The organism is Stieleria varia, from assembly GCF_038443385.1.
GTDB lineage: Bacteria > Planctomycetota > Planctomycetia > Pirellulales > Pirellulaceae > Stieleria > Stieleria varia.
Map to the genome: position 1 here is coordinate 4,723,394 of NZ_CP151726.1, position 23,945 is coordinate 4,747,338.

The 23,945-nt window shown below is 54.6% G+C and carries 15 protein-coding genes; 9 read left to right on the forward strand and 6 right to left on the reverse strand.

Annotated features, from left to right (window positions below; all coding sequences use genetic code 11):
• Positions 1–22 precede the first annotated feature (22 nt).
• The gene (locus Pla52nx_RS15925) at positions 23–5,263 is read left to right on the forward strand and encodes a CHAT domain-containing protein (RefSeq protein WP_146522660.1); all 5,241 of its coding nucleotides are present in this window, start codon (positions 23–25) and stop codon (positions 5,261–5,263) included.
• 5 nt (positions 5,264–5,268) lie between these two features.
• On the opposite strand, the gene Pla52nx_RS15930 is transcribed toward Pla52nx_RS15925, so the two are convergent.
• Both Pla52nx_RS15930 and Pla52nx_RS15935 read right to left on the reverse strand, forming a co-directional pair.
• Positions 5,269–5,490, reverse strand: a complete 222-nt coding sequence (locus Pla52nx_RS15930; RefSeq protein ID WP_146522661.1) for a hypothetical protein — start codon at positions 5,488–5,490, stop codon at positions 5,269–5,271.
• A gap of 226 nt (positions 5,491–5,716) precedes the next feature.
• A complete protein-coding gene (locus Pla52nx_RS15935; protein WP_146522662.1) occupies positions 5,717–6,652 on the reverse strand; it encodes a hypothetical protein in 936 nt (311 codons plus the stop codon).
• Positions 6,653–6,762: 110 nt separating this feature from the next.
• On the opposite strand from Pla52nx_RS15935, the gene Pla52nx_RS15940 reads away from it, so the two are divergent.
• The 4 genes from Pla52nx_RS15940 (at position 6,763) to Pla52nx_RS15955 (ending at position 13,954) form a co-directional block, all read left to right on the forward strand.
• Entirely contained in the window at positions 6,763–7,413 is a 651-nt protein-coding gene (locus Pla52nx_RS15940) for a flavodoxin family protein (protein WP_197454981.1), read from the forward strand.
• A gap of 1,545 nt (positions 7,414–8,958) precedes the next feature.
• The gene (locus Pla52nx_RS15945; RefSeq protein ID WP_146522663.1) at positions 8,959–9,555 is read left to right on the forward strand and encodes a hypothetical protein; all 597 of its coding nucleotides are present in this window, start codon (positions 8,959–8,961) and stop codon (positions 9,553–9,555) included.
• Positions 9,556–10,246: 691 nt separating this feature from the next.
• A complete protein-coding gene (locus tag Pla52nx_RS15950) occupies positions 10,247–12,646 on the forward strand; it encodes a TolC family protein (protein WP_146522664.1) in 2,400 nt (799 codons plus the stop codon).
• Positions 12,647–13,165: 519 nt separating this feature from the next.
• Positions 13,166–13,954 carry an SDR family NAD(P)-dependent oxidoreductase gene (locus tag Pla52nx_RS15955; protein ID WP_231742493.1) on the forward strand — a complete coding sequence of 263 codons (789 nt, stop codon included), beginning with the start codon at positions 13,166–13,168 and terminating at the stop codon, positions 13,952–13,954.
• A gap of 165 nt (positions 13,955–14,119) precedes the next feature.
• On the opposite strand, the gene Pla52nx_RS15960 is transcribed toward Pla52nx_RS15955, so the two are convergent.
• Positions 14,120–15,679, reverse strand: a complete 1,560-nt coding sequence (locus Pla52nx_RS15960; RefSeq protein WP_146522665.1) for a glycosyl hydrolase — start codon at positions 15,677–15,679, stop codon at positions 14,120–14,122.
• Between the two features lie 27 nt (positions 15,680–15,706).
• Positions 15,707–16,573 carry an HAD-IIB family hydrolase gene (locus Pla52nx_RS15965; RefSeq protein ID WP_146522666.1) on the reverse strand — a complete coding sequence of 289 codons (867 nt, stop codon included), beginning with the start codon at positions 16,571–16,573 and terminating at the stop codon, positions 15,707–15,709.
• Between the two features lie 55 nt (positions 16,574–16,628).
• Between Pla52nx_RS15965 and Pla52nx_RS15970 the strand changes: the two genes are divergently transcribed.
• Both Pla52nx_RS15970 and Pla52nx_RS15975 read left to right on the forward strand, forming a co-directional pair.
• Positions 16,629–16,805, forward strand: coding sequence for a hypothetical protein (locus tag Pla52nx_RS15970; RefSeq protein WP_342190419.1), 177 nt, complete (start codon positions 16,629–16,631; stop codon positions 16,803–16,805).
• A 193-nt stretch (positions 16,806–16,998) separates the two neighbouring features.
• The gene (locus tag Pla52nx_RS15975) at positions 16,999–19,182 is read left to right on the forward strand and encodes an HAD-IIB family hydrolase (RefSeq protein ID WP_146522667.1); all 2,184 of its coding nucleotides are present in this window, start codon (positions 16,999–17,001) and stop codon (positions 19,180–19,182) included.
• Between the two features lie 203 nt (positions 19,183–19,385).
• On the opposite strand, the gene Pla52nx_RS15980 is transcribed toward Pla52nx_RS15975, so the two are convergent.
• Complete coding sequence (locus Pla52nx_RS15980; protein ID WP_146522668.1) at positions 19,386–19,856, reverse strand: PA2169 family four-helix-bundle protein; 471 nt, start codon at positions 19,854–19,856, stop codon at positions 19,386–19,388.
• A 425-nt stretch (positions 19,857–20,281) separates the two neighbouring features.
• On the reverse strand, positions 20,282–21,565 hold the full coding sequence (locus Pla52nx_RS15985; RefSeq protein ID WP_146522669.1) for a DUF2254 domain-containing protein: 1,284 nt from the start codon (positions 21,563–21,565) through the stop codon (positions 20,282–20,284).
• 227 nt (positions 21,566–21,792) lie between these two features.
• On the opposite strand from Pla52nx_RS15985, the gene Pla52nx_RS15990 reads away from it, so the two are divergent.
• Positions 21,793–22,338 (forward strand): DUF4112 domain-containing protein, encoded by a 546-nt coding sequence (locus Pla52nx_RS15990; RefSeq protein WP_231742494.1) that lies wholly within the window; start codon positions 21,793–21,795, stop codon positions 22,336–22,338.
• A gap of 650 nt (positions 22,339–22,988) precedes the next feature.
• Positions 22,989–23,942: a zinc-dependent peptidase gene (locus Pla52nx_RS15995; RefSeq protein ID WP_146522670.1), complete on the forward strand. Its 954-nt coding sequence runs from the start codon at positions 22,989–22,991 to the stop codon at positions 23,940–23,942.
• Positions 23,943–23,945 lie beyond the last annotated feature (3 nt).

The following is a 23,945-nucleotide window of genomic DNA, read 5'->3' on the forward strand; positions in this document are numbered from 1 at the left end:
CACGTACCCATCGAAAGAAGTCATGTCTGCGTCGATCTTAGGCCTTGCCCCATCGGCCATCCGTTTACTGCTTGCAGTGTTCCTGGTCACGTCATCTAGCATGGCGCTGTTCGGTCAAGAAAAGGATCAGGTCGAGGGCAAAGCCAGCCAAGAGGATTTGGCGACGAAGGTGATCACCATCGCCCAGGGACGAGCCTTGCTCGCCAGTGATGCATCGCTCGAACATGGTCGCGCCGCCGTTTTTAAAAAGGATTGGCCGGAAGCAAAACGGTTTTTGGATAACGCACTCGCTGAAGAACGCAAAGCGTTTGGAGACTCCTATCCTGGCAACTCAGAGCTCTTGTTTTTGCTGAACATTGCAAACAGGAATCTGGGTGACGGCAACGATGAGCTGACAAACCAATTGACAGCATCTCTCGATTTCGCTGACTCTGCAGATTGGTCCGTGTTACCTCCTGAAGACAGAAAACGTCTTACAAATCAGACTCGCGAATACAAGGAAAAACTGCTGAAAGAGACATTGCGACTGGTCTCAGCAGTAGGGGATTTGGGCAGTCTGGCTGATCAGCAAGGCACTCCAGAGTTTGCAGCGGTAGCCAAAGCCTTGTACATGCAGTATCGAGCCCTGGAGGCAATGTTCAAGGAGTCGTTTGACGAGCAAAGAAAAACGTTGATTCAAATTGCTGAGCTGGGCGGTATCGATGCAGAGCAAGATAAAGACACTCAACAAATGATCTCGGACACCCAGTCTCAATTTGAGACGCTCCGAGACGAGCAATTGGGACTGCTGGCCCCCATGGCAATCGCAGCGTACGCAGAGTCACTGCCTCCGGATCAAACCGATCTTGCTGCCGAGCTGCTCAGCGAAGCATTTGATCGGTTGCAGCGAGCCAATCCAGATTGGGCAAAAGATGAGAACATCTTTTATGGCGGTCGAGCGATCGCAAATCAGTTGGTCGGCGTACTAGATCAACAGCTATCAGAAGCGAGATTGGCTGCGGATTGGCAGACGGCCCAGCAGTTGCTGGAGCAGATTTTGCCGATCGTCGAAGCATTGGGCAGCTCCATCGATGAATGGCGTGTTTTGGACGACGAGGCCAAACGGCTGGTATCCAAGTCTCATCAACAGCGAAAGGAATACTCGGAAACCATTCGGATTGAGAAAGAGGATTTTCATCGTTTGCGGAATACACCGCAGGCCGCCCAAGCAATCCCAATCGGAGTGGCGATCGTCGACATACGCACACAGATCCTTGGACGAGATTGCGTACAAGCCGCTTGGACGAATCGAATTCTCGGCTATTTGCTTTGGACACAGCAGCGATACGTTGAGGCGATGCAGCGTCTGGAATGGTCTTCACTGAGTTACTCAAAATTTGTGTCGCCTGGAAACAATCGCATGCAAAGTGCGATTCAAGACCTGTTCATCAATGCCACGGCAACTACTGAATCTGGCTTGATGACAACAGAGCGATCACAGTCCTTGCATGCAACCGCGAGGACGCTTGCGAGTCGACTTGGGAAAGACAACGCGACGATAGCGTCTGCTGAACTGACACTGCATCGACTCGATTCGTTGTCTCAATTTACCGAGCAACAGAGGGAGGCCTATCAAACGCTCCAAAAGAAAATGACTGTTCGAGACAACCACTTTCAGAACGGCAATTATGCAACAGCGCTGTCGGTCGCCAATGATGTCGTCAATGAGACCGCAGCACTCTTTGGGCTCGATTCCATGGAGTCACTCATGGCCAAGCAGGCTCATGCCAACTGTGTCCGCATGACGGGGGATAGTGATGCAGCAATCGAATCCTATCGGTCAATGATGAAAGACTTTGACCATGCGCCCTTCAACAAGGTTCAAGGTTTCGCCAATGTGTGCTCTGAGTTTGCATCTTTGCTGTCGTACATCGGCGGGATTGAGAATCAAGACGAAGCGTTGCAGTGGATTGGACGAGCGAAGGAATTGACCGAGAAGACGGTTGGCAAGAGTTCTTACAGCTACGTATGGCTGTTGATGAGTGAAGGCGAAATACTGCGGGACGGAAAAGGTAAGGCACAAACGTCGCTGACAATATTCCAGGAGGCGGGCATGCTCATCAATGACTTGGGCGGGGCAGAATCCTTTGCAAACGCCCAATCGCTCGTCAACGTTGCCCTCTCTCAAAAGATGCTCGGCCTTTATGAGGCAAGTGACCAACATCTACGCGATGCGTTGGAAATTCGAAAAACACAGGGCTTGAATTCGCCTCACTATCTTGCTTGGAATCTCTGGGCCCTTGGAGAAACCAATTTTCAGTGGGGAAAGTTCCAAGACGCAGCGAAATACTATGCAGAGTGCTTGGATGTGAAGGAAGAATTTACGCCGGGAGCGACAGATATCGGTGAAGTCTATGGAAACTATCTTGCATCCGCATCCTGGATGCCCGACCCCGAACCCGCAATCGAACGCGTTGTCCAGCGATTGACCAAGAACCGCAGCAGTCACTACGGTCAAGATAAATCTGCGTTCGCAGCGGAATGCGTTCGCGCCGCGGGAAAGGTCATGATCGAGCCGGGCGGCAGTTTTTACGGACGAGTGAGTGATCTCCGCGCTCACACAGTCATGCGACTGGCTGCGATGGCGGTGAGCGTGCTGGAAAAGACGAATTCCGATCCAATTGCACTGGGAAATGCGTTGCAATTGCTGGGCGATGCGGAAAGGTATCTGGGCAACCATCAAGAATCAGTCCGACACTATGAGCGGCTGTTAACGCTTCTCGATCAAGTGAATGATGCACCGGCGTGGTTGCGAGGCAACGCTCATGTTGGACTATCGATTGCCTATGAGAACTTGTCTGCATTTGACCAATGCTTGCTGCAACGACGCAAAGGCATTGATGTTTTTTCTCGTGGCTATGGTCCGCAGTCCCCCCAAGTTGTCAATGCGACGCTTGGGTTAGGCTGTGTCCTCATGATCCTGGGAGATTTGGACGATGCCGAGCGTCTGACACAGGAGGTGTGCGACTACTGCGGTCAGCGTCAACTTGCTGAAGCGATGCGGCAATTGGCGATCATCTCTCGGCTGAGAGGGAACTTGGGACGCAGCGAACAATGGCTTCACAGTGCTCGACGAGTCACCGACGAACTGAAAGGCAATCAACAGCTCTTGGCATTGATTGACCTGTCACTGTCCGAGCTGTACCTGATGCGAGGAGAGTTTGAACTGGCCAAGACGCTAGCCCAAAAGACGATTGATAGTGACCATCTCCAAGAACAATCAACCGCTGAAGAGATCTTGGCGGTTGCGACGCTGCAGACCGGCGATCTGAAAGAGGCAGAGTTGCTCTTGGAAAAGAGATTGTCGGTACCCAACCCATCATCGCGAGCACGTTTCGCAATGGCGGCACTGAAACAATCCTCCAACGATCATGCAGCCGCAAAGCAACAACTGCTTGAGGAACTGCAGTTCGCCGTTGAATTCCAGCAAGCCTATGGACACGTGCTCTCTCAGCGGCAAAAACTCAAGGTCCGTCAACGTGTGGACGGTGCGATCGATCAATTCGTCAGCTTTGCATTGCAGTCCGATACCTCACAAGATGAGCTTTATCGCTGGTTGATGCCCATGAAGGGGTTGGTCTTCGAGGAAGAGTTCAATCGACGCGAGAAGCTCCGCAGCAACACCGATGCTGATAGTCGTAACTTGATTGCCAAGCTGGACGCTGTGAATCAACAGCTTTCACGAGAGCTGTTCAAGGAGTCCGCGGGTGCTGCTCGTGTCGATACGGTGGACAGGATCCAAAATCTGACGCTGCAGCGAGAGAACCTGGAGCGGTCGTTGGGATTGGAAAGCCAATCGAATGTTCCCGGCTCGCAGGCTGTGTTTCAACAGGGGCTGGATCAACTGCAGCAGCGACTCGGCACAGATGACGCAATGATCGATTACATCTTCTATTACCATCACGATCGCATCGGAGTCCCCAATTCGGTTCCAACGCTAAAGGCTCTGGCGTTTGTGGTCAGGAGTGACTCTGTGTCGATGGTTGAACTAGGGGGCGCTGAACCGATTCGCCAAGCGATCATGCAATGGCGAGAACACTTGATCGAGCGAAATTCGGAGCTATTTACCGAGGCAAATCAAGACTTACGGAAACTAATCTGGAGTGCAATTGAACCTCACGTTTCTGACAGGACAAATCTCATCCTTTCCGTCGACGGATCGCTTGCCCAGGTTTCTTTCGCCGCGTTGCCCGACGCGAGGAACGGTTACTTGCTGGATCATCACCGCATCACTCTCGTATCAGCCCCTCGGGTCTTGCTACATGCTGATGAAGATTCTGAGCCCGTACCTCCAAGTTCAGAGCGGCCGCGTTCGGAAACCGACTTGCTGCTGGTGGGCGGATTGGACTATTCGCGTCCAGCCGACGGGAAGATCGAAGTTACTCCCGCACGTGATTCACATGACGAATTGATCGAAGCGATAGAGCCGGCTCTTCAAACGACGTCCATGATCGCGCTGCGTTCAGTCAATCCGGTCACGGCTTGGCAACCGTTGCCTGGAACTGAGGCCGAGATTCGCAACCTGAAAACCATGGCAGAGTCTGCTGAGCAACCGATGAACGTCACGCAGTTGACCGGGCGTGCGGCGAGCGAAGCGGTTCTGAAAGAGAAGATGCCTTTGGCCCGCTGGGCACACATCGCAACTCACGGTTTCTTTGCCAAGCAGCCGGGCGAAGATCAAAATGGCGAAAGCTCTCCTTGGGCATTTCAGTCGTTGAGCCAAGAGTCCGTGGTGGGATTTGATCCGAAACTGCTATCCGGGATCGTCGTCAGCGGAGGGAACGTCAGAGATGACGACTTGCAAGACGGAATCCTGACGGCCGCTGAGATCGAAGTCCTGGATCTTTCGCAGACCGAGCTCGTGGTGCTCTCGGCTTGCGAAACGGGATTGGGTGACGGACAGTCCGGCGAAGGAGTGATGGGCTTGCAACGAAGCCTGCACTTGGCCGGATGCAGCGATGTCGTGGCAAGCCTTTGGAAAGTCGATGATGCGGCGACAAAGATACTGATGACATCGTTCTATCAACAGCTTTGGAGCGGCAAGAATCCCGCCGAAGCACTGCGTCAAGCTCAGTTGGCCTTGCGAAACGGAGAACTGGAGGGCTCGGACCGCTTGAGAGGGGTGACACGTGTCACCGAAACAAACGCGGCGCCCGAATCAACACGAGTAGTCGCACCGATCTACTGGGCAGCGTTCACCATTTCAAGCACGAACGCCAATTGACGCTGTCACGACGACGAGGCGTCACTCGATGTTTTCGGATCGCTCAACGATTTCGCTTCCGGAGCCCGGATGGGAACGAGCACTTGATCTCCATCGGTCAGCGAAGTCGGGCAAACCTCCTGCTCTTCGCATTGCCGACAGATCACCCGAATGGCGTCGGGACCGGCGATTTGCAGGTCATGTTTTTCGCAAAGTTCAAATAATTCGGTCAAGTGTTTGCAAGGCATGTTCAGGACTCGTTTGAGGGATACGCGGTCCAAGGCCGCCAACATGACTGCGCTTTGTATGGAAGGTAAATCGTGAACAAAGCTTTGCCGGACAGCGGACGGAAACCAATTGTTGCCATGTCCCTCTATCATTGCAAAACGGGAACATTCCCGATAGCGGTAAATCGACCAAAGGCGGGGCTTTCGCCCCGCCTAACATTAGGCCGTTCACAGACTAATCAAGTGATTAGAAAAGAGGCCCACCGGGTAACGGATCCATGGTGCCGATGATGTTGTGAAAAACAACGTCGACAGATATCGGTGTGAGTACGATTCCTTTACCTGCATCAGCACTGGAGCTTTCAGGTGACGGATTCGTGACCAAACCACCATTGTTGGAACCTACGTTCGGTGCGGGCTCCTTTTTTCCGCCATCGTTTTCGGCAGGGTCCCGAGTCAGATCATTGCGAAGCAGCACCTCAGTGGTTTCGCTCGTGCGTCCAGCTTTAGACTTATCATCGCCGTCCGTCGGGGAGCCGATCGGCTCGTTTCCGTCACCACCGTTGCCCTCGGGGTTCGGCATTTCGGAGTTGCTGTCACCTGAGGAGTCGTCCGTTTCGTCACTGTCGGAATCGCTTCCCGATTCGCCGCCATTAGTGCCTGCGTCTTGGCCGTTCTCGTCTGTTTGTGATGCGGCATCAGCAGCTTTCTCCGCCTCATTTATGATGACCCGAGCACTCCTTTCCCCGAAAAAGCGTTGCCCGTCTTCTTCGTCTTCGGCAATCTCGGCCTTTTCGTTGATGGAGTCACCGTAGATTCTCGCTTCAAACTCCGCGTCGTCCTCCTCACTGTCAGGAGCGGGTTTTCCATTGTCCTGGCCAACATTGACGGACAGGCCGCCGCGGTCGAAATCGATCTGTGTGTCAAGATCCGAGAGTTTTCCCTTTGCCTCATCTAGCACGATTTTATCGATCATGCCGGTGAGATCCTCTTGCATCGCGTCGGTGTCCAACTGTTTCTTGAGATCCAAGTCTTGTGTGAGGGAAATTCTTGTTTCGGAAACGAATGCCGGTTTCGTGTCGGCAGCTTGAATCACTGCTTCCAATGCAGCGGCAGCCATCAGCTTTCGGTCTTCGAGGCTTTGGATTCCAGTTCCGACACGGTAAAACTTGCGCAGACTCATGATGTTCTTCTTTCGAAAAGATTAGGGGGAAAAGGTATCTGCGGTGCTAAGCGGAGCCTCAATTCGCCTGTTACAACGAATTTTGAAAAAGATCTTTGGCATTTTTTTTCATGCCTGGTCGCTTCGGATACGCTTCCCCCGCCAGCGTTTTGCTCTCGTTTTCATTGCTACCACCGAGTCCCGCGATGTTCCCCAAGTGTTTACTGGTCAACGGCAGTGCTAGGCCGACTGAGGGCAACTCAGCAGCGTTATTGAGTCAGTTTGAGCGATTCGCCGATGGCTTTGAGTGTCGAACCCTGGACCTGCTGCATGCGGACAGTCTAGGAAAAGCCATGTCGGAGCTGGATTGGGCGGACGCTTTTGTCTTTGCGACCGGCACCTATTGGGACAGTTGGGGATGGCCGCTGCAGCGTTTCCTGGAGTACGCAACGGCCACGGAGGGGACGTCGACTTGGCTGGGCAAACCCGCCGCGGTGTTGGTCAGCATGCATAGCGTCGGCGGCAAATCCGTTTTGTCGCGGCTCCAAGGAGTGCTCAATACGCTGGGTGTGGTCATCCCGCCGATGTCAGGGTGTGTGCTTTCGGCGGTCGGTCAAGCCGCGTTGAAGTCGTCGTCGCCGCAGATCCTTGGCGATATTTGGTGCATCGAAGATCTACGAGTCGTCGCCGCCAATCTGCGCTGTGTTTGCGAAGGACGTCGAGACTTTAAGGCCTGGAATGTGGATCGCGCGGACTTTACGCAGCGCTGGGTCGATTTGTAGACCCAACGACAATCGTCGCTCGACTTTCCAAGTCGATAGCGTGCCCCGTCAAACGTCTTGCCAATTCCAAACGTTTACTTGTGCAGACAGGCCCCGCTCCCTCGCATTCGGCTTAACGGATCTGCTCGACCTTCCCCGAAGTTCCGTGGGGGACGGTGACGCTGTGGAACGCGGTCCCGGACTTATGATTTGTTTTGGGGCGGATGGTGGCGTTCGTTGTCGACTTGGAAAGTCGAACGACAATCGTCGCTCGACTTTCCAAGTCGATAGCGCGTGCCCCGTCAAACGTTTTGCCAATTCCAAACGTTTACTTGTGCAGACAGGCTCCGCTCCCTCGCATTCGGCTTAACGGTTCTGCTCGACCTTCCCCGAAGTTCGGTGGGGGGGCGGTGACGCTGTGGAACGCGGTCCCGGACGTATGATTTGTTTTGGGGCGGATGGTGGCGTTCGTTGTCGACTTGGAAAGTCGAACGACAATCGTCGCTCGACTTTCCAAGTCGATAGCGCGTGCCCCGTCAAACGTTTTGCCAATTCCAAGCGTTTACTTGTGCAGACAGGCCCCGCTCCCTCGCATTCGGCTTAACGGATCTGCTCGACCTTCCCCGAAGTTCCGTGGGGGACGGTGACGCTGTGGAACGCGGTCCCGGACTTATGATTTGTTTTGGGGCGGATGGTGGCGTTCGTTGTCGACTTGGAAAGTCGAACGACAATCGTCGCTCGACTTTCCAAGTCGATAGCGCGTGCCCCGTCAAACGTTTTGCCAATTCCAAGCGTTTACTTGTGCAGACAGGCCCCGCTCCCTCGCATTCGGCTTAACGGATCTGCTCGACCTTCCCCGAAGTTCCGTGGGGGACGGTGACGCTGTGGAACGCGGTCCCGGACTTATGATTTGTTTTGGGGCGGATGGTGGCGTTCGTTGTCGACTTGGAAAGTCGAACGACAATCGTCGCTCGACTTTCCAAGTCGATAGCGCGTGCCCCGTCAAACGTTTTGCCAATTCCAAACGTTTACTTGTGCAGACAGGCCCCGCTCCCTCGCATTCGGCTTAACGGATCTGCTCGACCTTCCCCGAAGTTCCGTGGGGGGCGGTGACGCTGTGGAACGCGGTCCCGGACGTATGATTTGTTTTGGGGCGGATGGTGGCGTTCGTTGTCGACTTGGAAAGTCGAACGACAATCGTCGCTCGACTTTCCAAGTCGATAGCGTGCCCCGTCAAACGTCTTGCCAATTCCAAACGTTTACTTGTGCAGACAGGCCCCGCTCCCTCGCATTCGCTTATACGACTAATTGCGACCTCCACCAAGTTCCGTGAGTGAAGTGCCTGTCGTGAAACACGCAAAGCACCGGCGTCATGCGTACGCCGACGCCGATCGATTCATCCGGTATCACTGTTAGATTCGTAGCGATTGATTCAACACGCGAGATTCGCAGAAGACTCCTTGATCAGTCCCGGCATCGCCGATCATACGGTTGCTGCTGTTGGATTGCGCGGAAAGGATTCCCGCAAACGATGTTTCTCAATCGTGTTTCACGACGGATCGTACCATGACCAGGCTTACCGGTTGTTTGTTGGTAATGTTGTTGCCCACATTTTTGATGGCGCATCACCCAGATCGGCAAAGCTATCCCGTCCGTCCTCGGGTCGATCTCATAGGCCCGGTCGGCAACAACCTGAAACCTGATTATCGCCGCACGTACAATCGCCCCAGTAACCTGATGGGCAAGATTGCATATAAAATCGCTCCGTCGAGCCAAGAAGCCATGGCGTGGCACAAAGCTCAGCATGCCGGGCTGTACAACGGGAATTGCCCCCGCGTGGTCGATCATTATTTCTTTCCCAAACCCTGGGAAGCATTGCGGGTCGGCCCACGACCCGATCGCGATGCCGTCGAATACCGCAGCCAATCCGTTCGTGCTTTGATCAATCAAGACATTGAGGAATTAGATAAAGCGGGTCAAGAACTGAGCAGCGAAGAGGGTATCGACATGAGCCGAGCCCTCTCGGACGAGCAGATGTACGACAAGAGCGAAGTCTTGCAGCTGGAAGATTCCCTGCCGCTGGAGTTGGTCCCCAAGAGCGAAACCGAACTTCCCGAGTTGACTCCGCCTGCAAAGACGCTGCCAGAGCCGATCGAGCCATAGGCTAGTGTTGGGCTGTTCAAAACTTGGCGTTGACATTGTTTTTTCAGTCCATGTTTTCGTTCCATGCATCGCAATCAAAGTGAGCCTCAGGCGCTAGCCGTGGGCCGGCACCACAATTCGCCACAGGCCCACGGCTAGCGCCTGAGGCTCACTGGGGCCACCTGCTGCGCCGGCAGCCACAGGCCCACGGCTAGCGCCTGAGGCTCACTGGGGCCACCTGCTGCGCCGGCAGCCACAGGCCCACGGCTAGCGCCTGAGGCTCACTGGGGCCAGCAGCTGCGCCGGCAGCCACAGGCCCACGGCTAGCGCCTGAGGCTCACTGGGTTCACCAGCTGCGCCGGCAGTAGGGACATGAATTTGCGCAAACCCATAAAGACACAACCCCGAATTTTGAACAGCCCAGTCAAGACTGGACAATGCACGTAGTCGCGTCTCCCCGAGACGCGAAATTCCGAGCATCGGAGAGGCTCGGCTACGCGAATTGCTTGCATCGAAATCGCGAATCAGAAAATTCTTAATAACCGTCAAAGTTTACCCAGTCGCTCGCCGATAACACTCTCGGGCAAAGTCTCGACCGACACCGAAGGGTGCCGCGAGAGACTTTGTGGGGGGGCTTTCCATTTTATTCGTCTAACGCTGACTGGTGCGCTCGAGGTGCGCCGGAACGCGATGACCAAGGGAAGCCCAGGGCATGAATCGCTCTTTGTTTCGATATACCGCATTTCTGCAGCTAGGCCTCGCGGTCTTGTTGGCGACCGGTTGCGCACAAACGCAACCGTTCTTCCTCAACGAGTCCCCGGACTTGCAGCACTACCTCAACGCCGCCACTGCCATCGAGTATCCCGATGTGCAGGTGGAGAGCTTGCCAGGTACGTTGCAAACACTGGCTCCGCTGACGTTGGGCAACCACGACTATGAGTTCTGGAACCTGACGCTGGAAGAGTGCGTCTCCATGGCGCTCCAGAATTCCAAGTTCTTTCTCACCACCAGTGGGACTGCGGAGTTTCGTCAGAACATCGCGACCCAATTTGTCAGCGGCCAATCGGAGCAGTTTGGTAGCGTCTACGACGTTGCCATTCAGCAGACGACGACCCAATCGGCACCACTGGCTATCGATGGCAATGGCAACCGCTTGCTGCCTCGTGGTGTCGTGCGTGCCAACCAAGTCGGCGGCGTGGAGGACGCATTGGCGGAGTTCGACGCCCAAGCCAGTTCGTTCATCGATTTCTCGACCACCGACCGTGCTCAGAACGTCGGTGCTGGCAACACCATCAACCCGCAGTTCGCAACGGCGAGAAACGCAACGCAGCAGGCGGCATTGAGCAAGCGACTTGCAACCGGCGGCGTCGCCACATTGCGGGAGCAAGTCCTGTACAGCGCCAACAACACACTGACGCAATCCCAGGCAGCTCCCGGGACGATCGCTGGTCGAGCCGTGGGCAGCGACTACACCGCCATCTTGGAAGCACAGATTCAGCATCCACTGATGCGAAACCGTGGAACGCTGATCAACCGCACGCCCGTCGTCTTGGCGAGTTTGAACGAAGACATCTCGGTCGCCGACTTTGAAATCCAAGTCCGCAACCTTGTCCGCGACGTCGAGAACGCCTACTGGGATCTGTATGTAGCTTACCGGAACGTATCGACCGCGATCATTGGTCGCAACAGTGCCCAGGCAACCCAACGCTTTGCCGAGTTGCAGTTCGAAGAAGGCGTTGGAAATATCCAAGAACTATCGCAAGCCCGAGAACAGTACTTTCAATTCCGCGCCCGTGTTCAAGCCGCACTGGCGGGATCGAATCTGCCCGGTGACGATCAGCTTGGTGTATACGGTCGCGAACGCGCCCTGCGTGCCTTGATCGGACTGGAAGCCACCGATGGACGACTGATTCGCCCGATCAATGAGCCCTCGCTGGCTCGTCTGGAGTTTGACTGGAATGAATCCGTCGCTCAAATGCTGTACCTCAGTCCCGAACTGCGTCAAAACAAGTATCGCATCAAGCAAAACGAGCTGGAATTGATGCTGGCAAAGAATCAAATCCTGCCGGATGTCAACCTGTCATTCTTGTATCGTTGGGTCGGTGTGGGCGACACGCTGGGACCACCGAACCGTCGCGACGTCGACTTCCCCGCCGTGGGCAGCAGTGCTCTGGCAGAGTTGACCGGCGGCCAATATCAAGAGCTTGGCGTTCGTCTAGAGTTCACCCCGACCCCGATCGGATCCGCTCGCGAGCTGGCCCGCGTACAGAATGCGAAGTTGAGATTGCAACAAGCACAAACCTTCTTGCAAGAAGCCGAGCGAATGGCTGTGAACCAACTCAGCGACGCCGTCGCCAAAGTTTCGACTCACTATCAACTGGTGCAAACCAACGCACAACGTTGGCAGGCCGCCGAGCAAGAAGTGGAAGCGCGTTTGATCGAGTACGAAAAGGGACTCAGCGCCGTGAACGTGGTCCTGCAAAGTCAACAACGTCGTGCCGATGCACAGATCACCTACTATCGAGCGTTGACCGAGTACAACAAGTCGCTCAACTACGTCGAATACCTCAAGGGAACGATGCTTGCCAACAGTGCCATCACCTTGCGTGAAGGCGTTTGGAACAGCAAAGCGTACTTGGACGCACTGGAGCGAGCACGGGAACGAGCAGCGGGATACCAACTGCAATACGGCGTGACACGTCCCGGTGTCGTGCGAACCGGTCCAGTGCGAGACGGTGACGCCGCCGTGCAAATCACCGGCTCAGGTGCCGAGAGCGTGGGAGCACACGTGCCACCGTCGGAGATGATGTTCGATGGACCGATGGGCTCCTCAAACCCGACGGAATTGGATTGGGTACCAGCCGATTCTGACCTGAATATGGATGAAGTGCCTTTGAGCGAAATGGGCACACCGCGAGAAATGTTCTCGCCCGAGGCAATCAACAATCCGGCACTGATGCCCAAGGCGGAAGCCAGCATCCTGTTGCCAACACCACCTGCGCTACAGGCACCTGTGACCGGATCGGTCGCACCGATGAGCTATCAAAGCGAAACGGTCGACCATTCCGGAGCACCGGCCCCTGTCTCCCGACGAGCTTTGCCAGTCCGCTAAGCACACCAATTCATCCGATGGGCGGAGGAACTGCGAGGACTGTGCACCAAGCGTCGGTGTCTAGACAACGGTCCTCGCAAACGAACAGCTCGAGCTGCGTCGAAAGACGCCTCGAGCTTTTCGTGTTCAATGTACGTCAGCCTTTATGTACGTCAGCCTTTCCAGGCTGACATCAAACCTGAAAAAACGAATTGCGCTCGTGTAGAATTGTTCGGCTGGGCGGCTCGGGGTAGGCTGTTCAAAATTTGGTGTTGACATTGTTTTTTCAGTTCATGTTTTTGTCCGATGCATCGCAATCAGAGTGAGCCTCAGGCGCTAGCCGTGGGCCGGCACCACCATCCGCCTCAGGCCCACGGCTAGCGCCTGAGGCTCACTGGGGGCCACCAACTGCGCCGGGAGAGGTGACAGAAACTTACGGAGCGCCATAGTGCCACAACCCCGAGTTTTGAACAGCCCAGGCTCGGGATATGTCAGGCTAGAAAGCCTGACGTACTTGTTTCAAATTTCGGAGAACACATCTTGTTTGATTTGACCGGTCACCGTGCTTTGATCACGGGTGGAACACAAGGTGTCGGCGCGGCGATGGCAATCGCGATCGCCGCAGCGGGTGCCGATGTCCTGATCACTGGCTTGCGCGACGATGAGTTTGCGCAAGCCACATTAGCTAGTTGTCGTGAGCGCGGTGTTGCCGCAGAGTTGATGATCGTTGACTTGGCTCAAGAACCAGAGTCTTACCTTGACGACTTGATTAGCTCGGTCAACAACACCATGCCGGGGATCGATCTGTTGGTCAACAATGCCGGGACCTTCATCGACGTGCCGTACTTGGAAATGGATTACGCTCGATACATGCGAACGATGCACCTGAACGTGACCGCCGGATATTTCCTCACACAAGCGTTGGCACGTGGGTGGGTGCGCGACGGCGTCGCGGGTCGCGTCTTGTTCACCGGATCGATCAACGGGCTGCTGTCCGAGCCGGTCCATACGGCCTATGACACCAGCAAAGGCGCCGTGGCGGCGATGGTACGCTCGCTGTGCGTTGCCTTGGCACCCCACGGCATCCGCGTCAACTCGGTCGCACCGGGTTTAGTCCGCACGCCGCTGACGGACGTCTTGAATCAAGACGCAGGCCTTGATGCATGGATGCGAATGCACACACCCAACGGTCAGGTGCCAGGCCCGGAGGTTTGCGGCGGCGCGGCTGTGTTCCTGTTGTCCGACGCTGCGGTTCACATCCACGGGCAAACACTGTACGTCGATGGCGGCATGAGCGTCTGGCAGCAACCCGATCCGCCACGCACGTAGCCGAGCGTCTCGGGACGTGAAATCTATTGCTGGCGTAGTGGATGAGGTTACGAGTCCTGGAGTACGGGACTCGTGACCTCGTCCGCTTGCGAAATCCGTCACTTATTGATTTCACACCCCCGAGGCTCGAAACTTCGCGTCCCGAGAGATGCGGCTACGTGGAGTTCAGCCGACGGTCAAGTGTTCGTCGGACTGCGTCGGGGTGCTCAGTCGTTCCAGTTTCGCATTACTGATCGTCAGCACGGTGCTTTCGACGTAGACACCGACGGCACCACGTTGAAAGGTTTGATCAGCCAGTGACAGAATGACGCGACCATCGATGGAAAGCTCCAAGTAGCTGCCCAGGGCGATCAGCTTGAAGCTCGCTACACCGCGATCGGGGTTGTCCCAGAATGCTTGCTGGAGCGATCTGAACTGCATCATCGACTCGCCGCTTTCCTCCGGGCCTGTTCCCCAAGCACGCAATTGGGCGACGCCTTTGGTCAAGTCCAACGACAAGTAGTATCCGTCATGCGTCTCTCGGTTCACTCGAAACACGAGGCCACATTTTCCGAGACCTTCGATATCCAGTTTGGCTGAGAGACGAAAGCAGTCGACGTCGTCATCGAACAAGAACGCTTGGAAACCCGACTCGCTCGCCAGTGTGAGTTGTTCTTCTCCGACCAAACAAAAGTCACCATCGCGTGATTTTTTCAGCGTGCACATCCGCTTGGTGCTCAATTCATGCAGCACGCGATTGTCAAATCCTTCAAACGTCTTGACTCGCAAGTAGCCGTTGGGCAATCGATAGAGTCGCTTGGGGGGCGGCATCAGGTTTTGAGTGATCCGATCGTCACTATTGGCGGTGTAGAAGTTCCACAGCAGGTACCCCTGATCATCCTTGCAGATCCGGCCAGCGTAGTTTCCAGCGGCCAACAAGACGTTGTCGTGATAGCTTCGCCAATGTTCTCCGATCGCTTCGGTATGCCAGTATCGAATCTTGGCATCTTCGCGGATGCTGCCGATGAGATAGTACTCGTTGTCGATCTTAAACAAATTGGGGACTTCTACATCATCGTACAGTCCTGGGTGATGCAGCGCCGGTCGAGCGACGAAGTGGTTCTCGGAGGTCTCTTCCAAGACGGCCACGCAACCACGGCGAACAATGGGTCCTTCGTTGACGCGTCCTGCGCAGAGCAAGAATCCGCTGTCTCCCTCACGATAATAAAACGGATCTCGCCAAGAGACCCAACTGCGTCCTTCGTCGATCGAGGACTCGTAGTAAGAAGGGTCGGGAGCGAGCGGATAACAGCTTGCTTCGTCGCGATCGAACAGCGGCTGGTCCTTTCGAGTCGGCAGCTTGTACGGCAGCTCGCTTCGACGGTCAGTCCAGTGCACAGGAGCTTTTTTCCAATGAAACAAGTCGTCACTCTCGGCCATGCCTAGACGTTGTTTCAGTCCCCGATCGCATCGCGACAGTCCGGTGTAAAACATCCTCCAACGACCTGCTTGAAACGGATGTGGCGAAACGTGCATCGTCCACAGCATTGAGTCATCCCAGGCACCTGGGTGCCCGAGAAACAACGCGTTCTCGACGCGTCGCCAATGAAAACAGTCGTCGCTGACCGCGTGGGCGATGAAATCGTGGTTGGGCAAGACCAAATGAAAGAGGTGGTAGACTCCTTCGTGGTAAAGCACATCCACATCCCCGAGACTCTTGCGGCTGCCGAGAGATTCTGCGTACATCTTTGCTTCGCTTGTTTCGTTCTTGCGTCAGTTGGATGAAAGGATGAAGTGCTTGATTCCTTGCAGCACACCGCTGGTGGAATCGCTGGTTGCCTGAAAAATATTGGCTCGGTCAAGTGCGCGAGCGACCGAACGTAACTGTGGATCGGCGTTACCGACGAGGATCGTGTTCACGCCACTGGCAACCACTGCGGCGTCATTTCCGGAATCGCCCGCGAAGACCAACTCGTCACTTGCGATGGACTCCTGTTGCAGCAACCATCGCAGCCCATAGGACTTGTCGACGTTCTCGGGCAAAAGATCCAGTAGTCCGGTACCGGTATCCACACAACGGCTGGTCACCATTGACAGCGGTGCCCCGCTCTCGCTCAACCAGTCTTGCACTCCCTCATGAACTTGATCGAACAGATCATGCGGAAAATCAAAGCTGATTTTCGCTAATGTTTGCTTCTCCGGCGGTTGCAATACCAGCGGAATGCCGAGTTCGCGGACTTTCTCTTGAATCGACGCTGCGGACCAATTGCCGAGGATCTCCAGCATCCGCGATCTGTAGTCATCAATCTCAACATGTCGATCGTTGCGATGCTGCAGAATGCGAGTGCCTACGTCACAGATGACTCGGTCGGCCACAGGCAAGTCGTATTGTGCAATCGCATGCTGGGTCAATTCCCACGACCGGCCGGTGACGAACCAAAGCCGAACTCCATGTGTGGTCAATAATCGACCAAGTTGGATCATCGACTCCCGATGCTCGTTCTTGTTCCCAAGCGGTATCAGCGTGCCATCGAGGTCTGTCGCGAGAACCCGTATTTTTTTAATGAAACTGATTTTATCTGCTCCAAAGTGAAATGAAACCGAAACGATTAGGCAAAAGGAACGCAAGTTGCTCCACATGAAGGTGGTTTATTTATCTTCTCAAATCAAGTGCCATCGAGAGCTATCAAGTGCAATGATTACCGAAACCACCATCTCCATTGAAACCGTTCACGGACTCAGCTTCCCCCTGATTGTCCAGGAATCTTCGACGACGAAGACCCCAGGCGTGGTTGATTCCGCGACCAACGAAGTGCTGCCAACAACCCGCAATGGGACTCGCCAGAATTCCCAACGAACCACCAATCCGTAATGGGACTCGCCAGAATTCCCGCCACAACGAGTTGATGGCGAGATCCACCACATCAAACATCGGCTGATTTGCAGCATCGGAAACGAGTCGGCAACACACGCTCGACAGTTTTGCTAGAACTTAATGCGTCAAGCTGAATGCTCTGGGTCGTATCTAGTGCCGTCCCTGTTACCCTATTTCTTTATCCCCGGACATGACCATTAAGATTTCGTTGATCAGCCTCCACGGGCTCATTCGTTCTCAGGACGTTGAATATGGACGTGACGCTGACACGGGAGGACAAATCAAGTATGTGCTGGAGTTAGCAGCAGAGCTCGCCCGTCGAAGCGATGTTCACGAAGTCGAATTGCTGACCCGACAGATCTTTGATCCCAAGGTCGACAAGCAGTATTCGGTTCCGGAAGAGCAGATTTCGGACAAAGCACGGATCGTTCGAATCCCATTCGGCCCGAAACGCTATTTGCGAAAGGAAGCTCTCTGGCCGTACATCGAAATGTTTGTCGATCAGACCCTCGCTCACTTCAAACGCACCAGTGTTCCGGATCTGCTCCATGGTCATTATGCGGACGCAGGCATGGCAGGGGCTCAGTTGGCTCGCTTGCTGCATTTGCCCTATGTGTTTACCGGCCACTCTCTCGGCCGAGTGAAGCAACAGCGTCTGTCCATCGGACACAAGAATCCGGAGTCGCTGGAGCGAAAGTATCAATTCACTCAGCGGATTGAGGCAGAAGAGATCGCCTTGGAGACCGCCTCGATGGTGGTGACCAGCACGCATCAAGAGGTTCAGGATCAGTATGCACTGTACGATCATTATGTGCCGTCTCGAATGAACGTGATTCCACCGGGCGTGGATTTGACGCGATTCACGCCAACCAATCCTACCGAGTCTGAGCCCGACATCGCCAAGTCGATCGCCCGTTTTCTGGTTGATCAGAACAAGCCGATGATTTTGACGTTGGCACGTCCCGATGAGCGAAAGAATCTGGAGTCTTTGGTTCGTGTCTATGGCGAATCGAGCCAGTTGCAGAAACTGGCCAATCTCGTGCTGATCTTGGGGACGCGTGAGGATCTTGATTCGCTGCCAAAAGCACAGCGTCATGTCATCGAGCGGATTCTGGCTTTGATTGACAAGTATGACTTGTATGGCAAAGTGGCCTACCCCAAGACGCATGCCTCGCAAGACATCCCTGACCTGTATCGTTTGGCCGCTCAACGAAAAGGTGTTTTCGTCAATCCGGCGTTGACCGAGCCATTTGGATTGACGCTGCTGGAAGCCGGCGCGACCGGTTTGCCGATCGTTGCGACTCATGATGGCGGCCCCAACGACATCATCGGTAATTGCGGAAACGGTTTGCTGATTGACCCACTCAACGATGGCGACATCCGCGACAAGCTGATCGCCAGCTTGTCGGACCCCGAACAATGGATGCGATGGTCAGATGCAGGCATCAAAGGCACTCGGCAACATTATTCTTGGGAGCATCATGCCACCAGGTATTTGAATGTGGTGGGCGAGTTCGTGAAGCAGGGATCGGCAACCGAAGGCGTGAATCGTCCGGTTCGCCGCTTGCCACAGTTTGATCGATTGATTGTGACGGACTTGGATAACACCCTGACCGGAGACGATCATTCGCTGCGCGAGTTTGTTGAACTGGTCAACTCGCACAAGAACATCGGGTTTGGAATCGCGACCGGCCGGCGATTGGATAGTGCGATGCAGTTGATAGAAGATTTGCATTTACCGCGGCCGGACTTGATCGCCACGGATGCGGGGACACAACTTCACTATGGCGACAACTTGACGGAAGATCGATCGTGGAGAAAGTCGATCGGTTACGCTTGGAAACCCGATGAGATCCGAAACGCGTTGAACGATGTTCCGGGTGTGTTCATGCAACCTGAATCCAATCAGTCCCAGTTTAAAATCAGCTACCAGATCGATCCTGAGATATGCCCCAAGGTGACGGTGATTCGCAAGATATTGCGAGAAGCTGGCGTGCGAGCAACTGTGATGCTGTCGCTGGGAGTTTATCTGGACATTCTGCCTGTGCGTGGCGGAGGCGATTCCGCGATTCGTCATGCATTGTGGAAATGGGGATTCGCCCCGGAAAACGTTCTCGTCGCGGGCGACTGCGGCAACGATGCGGGAATGTTGCTCGGACAAACACTTGGCGTTGTCGTCGCAAATTACAGTCCCGAGCTGGAGCGGTTGAGAAGATCACCCAGAGTGTATTTCTCTGACCGCGCTCATGCTGCGGGAATCATTGACGGCATCCACTACTACAACTTCCTCGGTGACGTCACCATTCCGAATGATCGGGTGGAAGATTTTCACTCGCAGGAGTCAGAGGAACAGAGTACGAAAATTGCCGTTTAAAGCATTACACTGTGGAGTGTGTGCGTAACGTTGAAATCCCCGGCCGCTTACCGGCTTGTTGACTTAGATGTAGGTCGGTCACTCTTCGACATTCATTGACGGGCAAGAGTGCCCATCCTACAGTCATTGAATATCCAACACGGACGAAAGCAACAAGCCGCTCAGGTGTCACGGCTCAGGATGATTGGCAACACCAAACGCGTTCATTTCGCCTTGAACGCGTCTCGAAGATCGCGAATCGCGTCGTGCCCTTTCTTGACCACCGAGTATTGGCTAAGCAATACGTCGTTCAGCACACTGCCCGTGGTCTTTTTCAAGACATCTTCGTAGGCATGCTTGATGTGGTCTTCACCCCGCTCGGCTTCGATCAGGATCACGGTCGCATCCCCGCCGTTGAGCTTGGCACGTAGGTCCAGAAGCGATCGGTGTAGAGCCGCAAGGAATGTCCCTTCCTTACGCGGCTGGCCACCGCTGATTTGCACATGAGACTGCAACTCGGTTGCGAGTTCATGCCGTGTTTCCGCCATTCTTGTGAACAAATCGGTCAAGTGAATGTCGTCGACCACTTCGGCTGCCTCTCGGAATCCCTTTTCCGAATCGAGGTTGGCTTGGATCAAGTCTTGAATTCCATCGAGGGTTTCTTTGTTCAGGTCGTTGGTTGTCTCGAGGCTCATGGTGGTCTCCTTGTATGTCTGTGAAAATTGAATCCGTTGCTTGCCGGATTGTTTCGCATCACGCGTTTGAAAAACCATGTGAGCACCGCGACTTTGATAGTCGCTACTGCTTGCTCACTGCAATCGCGCGATCCATTGAGATAGTCAATAGGTGCAACCTTCGTGCCGAAAACATGTGTTCTCCGGCGGTTGGACGTTGAATTTCAAGCAAAATACCAGCACGAAGCGCACGCAAGTGAATAGAAGAACCAAAAGACGGTTCGCTCGTTCGCGCGTCGTGCTGGTAAAGACGAGGCCCCGTTTGACCCGCAGCCGAAGGCGCAGGAGGCGCTACCAACCGGATTGCACCGCAACGTTGACGCCGATTCCTCCTGCGCCTTCGGCTACGGGTCAAACAAGTCGGTGACTTGGTCGCAGGGGAACCACTATGCCGATTTTTTGACCATGACCTGCCACGTCGCCTGAAATCGTCTGAGCGAATCATTCAGTTCGGCGGACTGCGAAACGCTGACCAACGACTCGATGGTCCCGGTCAGATGACGAGAAACATTGGCATCCGCAGCTGCGTAAGGTGCGAGTTGTCCGAAGGCGGCATGCACGATCTGGTCCCAATTCGGCTGCGCTGCCACGATTCGCAGTGTGTCGTCGTCGTCGACTCGAAAACGCGAAGGCAAATGACGTTGAGAAATACGCGTCATCGCTTGGGCGAGTCGGTCGATACATTGAATCGCGGTAAACGGATCGTTCACGCCCGGGGACAATGCCCGGATGGCGATTTCGACAAACTGGTTGATCGCAAAGAAGATATCTTGAGTCGGTGTGCGTGAATCACCGATGGCGAGCGTGGAATGGATATGATCCACATAGAAGTCCGCATCCGGCGTCTGTTCCGTTGGTTTCGTCACCGCCTGGCAGACAATCGCAATGACTTGGTTTTCCAGGAGATGATCTCCGGGACGAACCTTCAAGTTGACGACCAATTCGTTTTCAACCGCGAACTTCATCAGTGATTTCGCATCCACTCCTTGAAGATACCCCTGCGTGCGGCAATTCACTTCCACGCCGTTTCCCCAATCTGGCTCGCTGACGATCGGTTGGCTCTTGGTGGACCCGATTCGCTCCGGAAAGAAATCGTCCGTCTTGGCATCGATCATCTCGGTGATGCCATTGAGCACGTGTGTGATGGAAATGCTTTCGGGGATGTGATGGATGAAAAAGATGAGAACCCCGACACTGGCGAGCGTCAGCGCGATCGCGATGGTGATTGCCAATTGCGGCACAAAGACTTCCGTTTCGAGAGCGTTGTCCGAGGTTTGACCGGTACGCACGGACCGCAAGACCAGCAGGCAGTACAGGAACGTCGCGACAAAGACACCGAGTGTGATTTGGTTTCCACGATCCCTCATGAAATTGTCCAGCAATCGCGGTCCGAAGTGCGACGTGGCATACGAAACCGCTAAGATTGTCAACGAGAAGGTGACGCCTGTCACGGTGATCATGGAACCGGCGACGGTTGCCAAGAGCGATCGTGCGCCATCGGGTTGATTCAAGCTTGCCCACCAAAAATCGCGAAGCCAATCATCGCCGTAGACACGATCCAACCAGACAAAGAATTGACTGGCAATGATCGCCGTCAACGCCATCAGTGCCGGCAGGAACCAGTAACTGCCACGGATTGTGTAGAGCAACTGTTGAATTTTGGCACGCAAACGGATGTCCTTGCTGGTGGGGTTGCGATGAAAGTGATGTCAGGTGAAGTTTACCTGCTGGGCAACGCGTCGGACGTTCAGTTCTAGAGGTTTTGAGTTCTGGAGCGTCGAAGGATCACGATCTCAGTAATACTCATACCGCGAGTTCCCAGCATTCGGAAGTACAGCGATACTGAGCAAGCAGATTGCCCCGCCACAACCCACTCCAATCGTAGGAGCCATTCGGAATGCCCAAGAACGAAAAGACGTTGATGAATTCGATTGACTCCGAGTTGTCTGACGCAGGCGATCCTTATCTCTTGACTCAGGCACAGCGGGACTCCTCACCAGAATTGGCGTGGGTCGATTCAGTGAGTCGACTTTTGGACACCAAGTTCCGGATACCCGGCACCAACACACGGTACGGCGTCGACTTCATTCTCGGATTGGTTCCAGGATTCGGAGACGCGTTGAGCATGGGATTCTCTGGCGTGTTGATCGCCACGATGGCGCGACACGGTGCCAGCCCTCGCTTGGTTGCCCGGATGCTATTCAACGTGGCGTTGGACACCCTGGTGGGCTCGATCCCCGTGCTGGGCAATCTGTTTGACTTGTACTACAAGGCAAACTATCGCAATGCGAAATTGATGCGGGAGTATTACGACGATGGCAAGCACACCGGCAGCGTTTGGCCTTTGGTGATCGGCATCCTGGTGGTGATGGGCGTGTTGTTTGCCGGTTCTCTGTATCTCTGCTACCGCCTCGGCGTGTGGATATGGAATGCGATTTCGTAGTCACCGAAGCACTGTACCACTCAACACTCAGTCGCGATCAAATGCCAATTCGTTTTCTGTCTGTCGCAACCTAGTGACCAACACAACTCCAAACGGGATCCCAACGACCAGCAGAGGTGAAAGTATAGGAATGCATGCGAGAATCGCACCACGGTAAGCAAGGCGGTAGTTTGAGAGCCTGAGAACGCAAAAGCAGCCGGCGATTTGAAGCAAGTGAGCTGTCAAGAGAATGGAATACTCCGGCATGCCAATGAATTGCATTCCAGATCTGGGACTATTTATTTCGGACAGGAGGCCAGTAAGATCAATCATGGCATGGAAGCTTGCCAAGAGCAGGATGATCGTGGCGGGCAGCCTTAGACGTTGTCTCGCATTTCGTATCTCCAATTCGGGAAAATCTACGTCCAGCTTAGGCGGTGCGTACGGATTCTCGCTCATCGTGTTTCAAACCTGTGACCCGAACACAAGCCGCTCATGGTTGCGTTTCGTCTTTCGATTTCACGCCGAATCGGCAGTTCCAAATTGGATTGGATCGTCAATTCCGCGATTTGGGGAGGCGACGATAATCGTTGGTGGTTCTCGTTACAATCTAGCAAACGCATCGTTCATCAACACCTTTTTTCTTCCTTAGACCCCGACACACATTGGCGATGTCCTTCACTAACGATTCATTCCGGTTCAAATTCTACTGTCTCGTGGTCTTGTTGGCCGGATGGCACTCGATCAGCGATGCATGCTCTGCAGAGCCAGCGACGGCGGTCTCCGAGTACCGCGTTGAGAAGCCGCCGGCTGACTGGCATCTGCCCGCATTCTACGCGAAGTACGTCGACGCGAGCGGGTATCCGATCGTCAGTTCAGGCAAGGTCAACGACTATGCTCTCAAGGAAGCCGCTTATCTCGTCGACATGATGCTTGCTCAGCGTCCCGACGTTCGCAAAGCCATGGTGGATAGCGGCTCCAGGCTGATCGTGATGGCTCATGATGAGTTCACAACCCAGATCCCAGAGCATTCCCATCTGACGCCTCGGGATTTTTGGGACGCCAGGGCTCGTGGACTTGGCGGATCACGCGACGATGCGGTTTGCTCGTGCGCCGAAGAAAACGTGTTGGGCTTTGACGGTGATCCGTACTCGACAGAGAACATTTTGATCCACGAGTTCGCACACAACATTCATCTCCGCGGCATGGTGAATGTAGACCCGACGTTTGATGATCGTTTGAAGCAAGCCTATGAACAAGCGATGGCTCGGGGACTTTGGCGGGGCAAGTATGCATCGACCAATCATGCGGAGTACTTTGCCGAAGGCGTCCAGTCCTGGTTCGACAACAATCGCCAACCCGATCACGATCACAACCATGTCGATACACGCAAAGAATTGCTGGAGTACGATCCCGGGTTGGCTGCGATCTGCGAGGAAGTCTTCGGCAATACACAGCTCGTTTACACGAAACCCGCCACGCGATTGACCGGACACATGGCGGGCTACGATCCGTCTGCGTCGCCAAAATTCCAATGGCCCGAGCGACTCAAGGAGAGCAAGGCGAAGATCATCGAGGATGTGAAAAAACGCGGCGACGATCGAAAGCAGGAGTACAAGAACTGATCC

What these genes read in the sequence shown, in the direction of transcription:
- Pla52nx_RS15925 (WP_146522660.1), top strand. Translation starts at nt 23, where the DNA reads ATGTCTGCGTCGATCTTAGGCCTTGCCCCATCGGCCATCCGTTTACTG.
- Pla52nx_RS15970 (WP_342190419.1), top strand. Translation starts at nt 16,629, where the DNA reads ATGATTACCGAAACCACCATCTCCATTGAAACCGTTCACGGACTCAGC.
- Pla52nx_RS15935 (WP_146522662.1), bottom strand. Translation starts at nt 6,652, where the DNA reads ATGAGTCTGCGCAAGTTTTACCGTGTCGGAACTGGAATCCAAAGCCTC.
- Pla52nx_RS15975 (WP_146522667.1), top strand. Translation starts at nt 16,999, where the DNA reads ATGACCATTAAGATTTCGTTGATCAGCCTCCACGGGCTCATTCGTTCT.
- Pla52nx_RS15965 (WP_146522666.1), bottom strand. Translation starts at nt 16,573, where the DNA reads ATGTGGAGCAACTTGCGTTCCTTTTGCCTAATCGTTTCGGTTTCATTT.
- Pla52nx_RS15945 (WP_146522663.1), top strand. Translation starts at nt 8,959, where the DNA reads ATGACCAGGCTTACCGGTTGTTTGTTGGTAATGTTGTTGCCCACATTT.
- Pla52nx_RS15990 (WP_231742494.1), top strand. Translation starts at nt 21,793, where the DNA reads ATGCCCAAGAACGAAAAGACGTTGATGAATTCGATTGACTCCGAGTTG.
- Pla52nx_RS15960 (WP_146522665.1), bottom strand. Translation starts at nt 15,679, where the DNA reads ATGTACGCAGAATCTCTCGGCAGCCGCAAGAGTCTCGGGGATGTGGAT.
- Pla52nx_RS15940 (WP_197454981.1), top strand. Translation starts at nt 6,763, where the DNA reads ATGCCTGGTCGCTTCGGATACGCTTCCCCCGCCAGCGTTTTGCTCTCG.
- Pla52nx_RS15995 (WP_146522670.1), top strand. Translation starts at nt 22,989, where the DNA reads ATGTCCTTCACTAACGATTCATTCCGGTTCAAATTCTACTGTCTCGTG.
- Pla52nx_RS15930 (WP_146522661.1), bottom strand. Translation starts at nt 5,490, where the DNA reads ATGCCTTGCAAACACTTGACCGAATTATTTGAACTTTGCGAAAAACAT.
- Pla52nx_RS15980 (WP_146522668.1), bottom strand. Translation starts at nt 19,856, where the DNA reads ATGAGCCTCGAGACAACCAACGACCTGAACAAAGAAACCCTCGATGGA.
- Pla52nx_RS15950 (WP_146522664.1), top strand. Translation starts at nt 10,247, where the DNA reads ATGAATCGCTCTTTGTTTCGATATACCGCATTTCTGCAGCTAGGCCTC.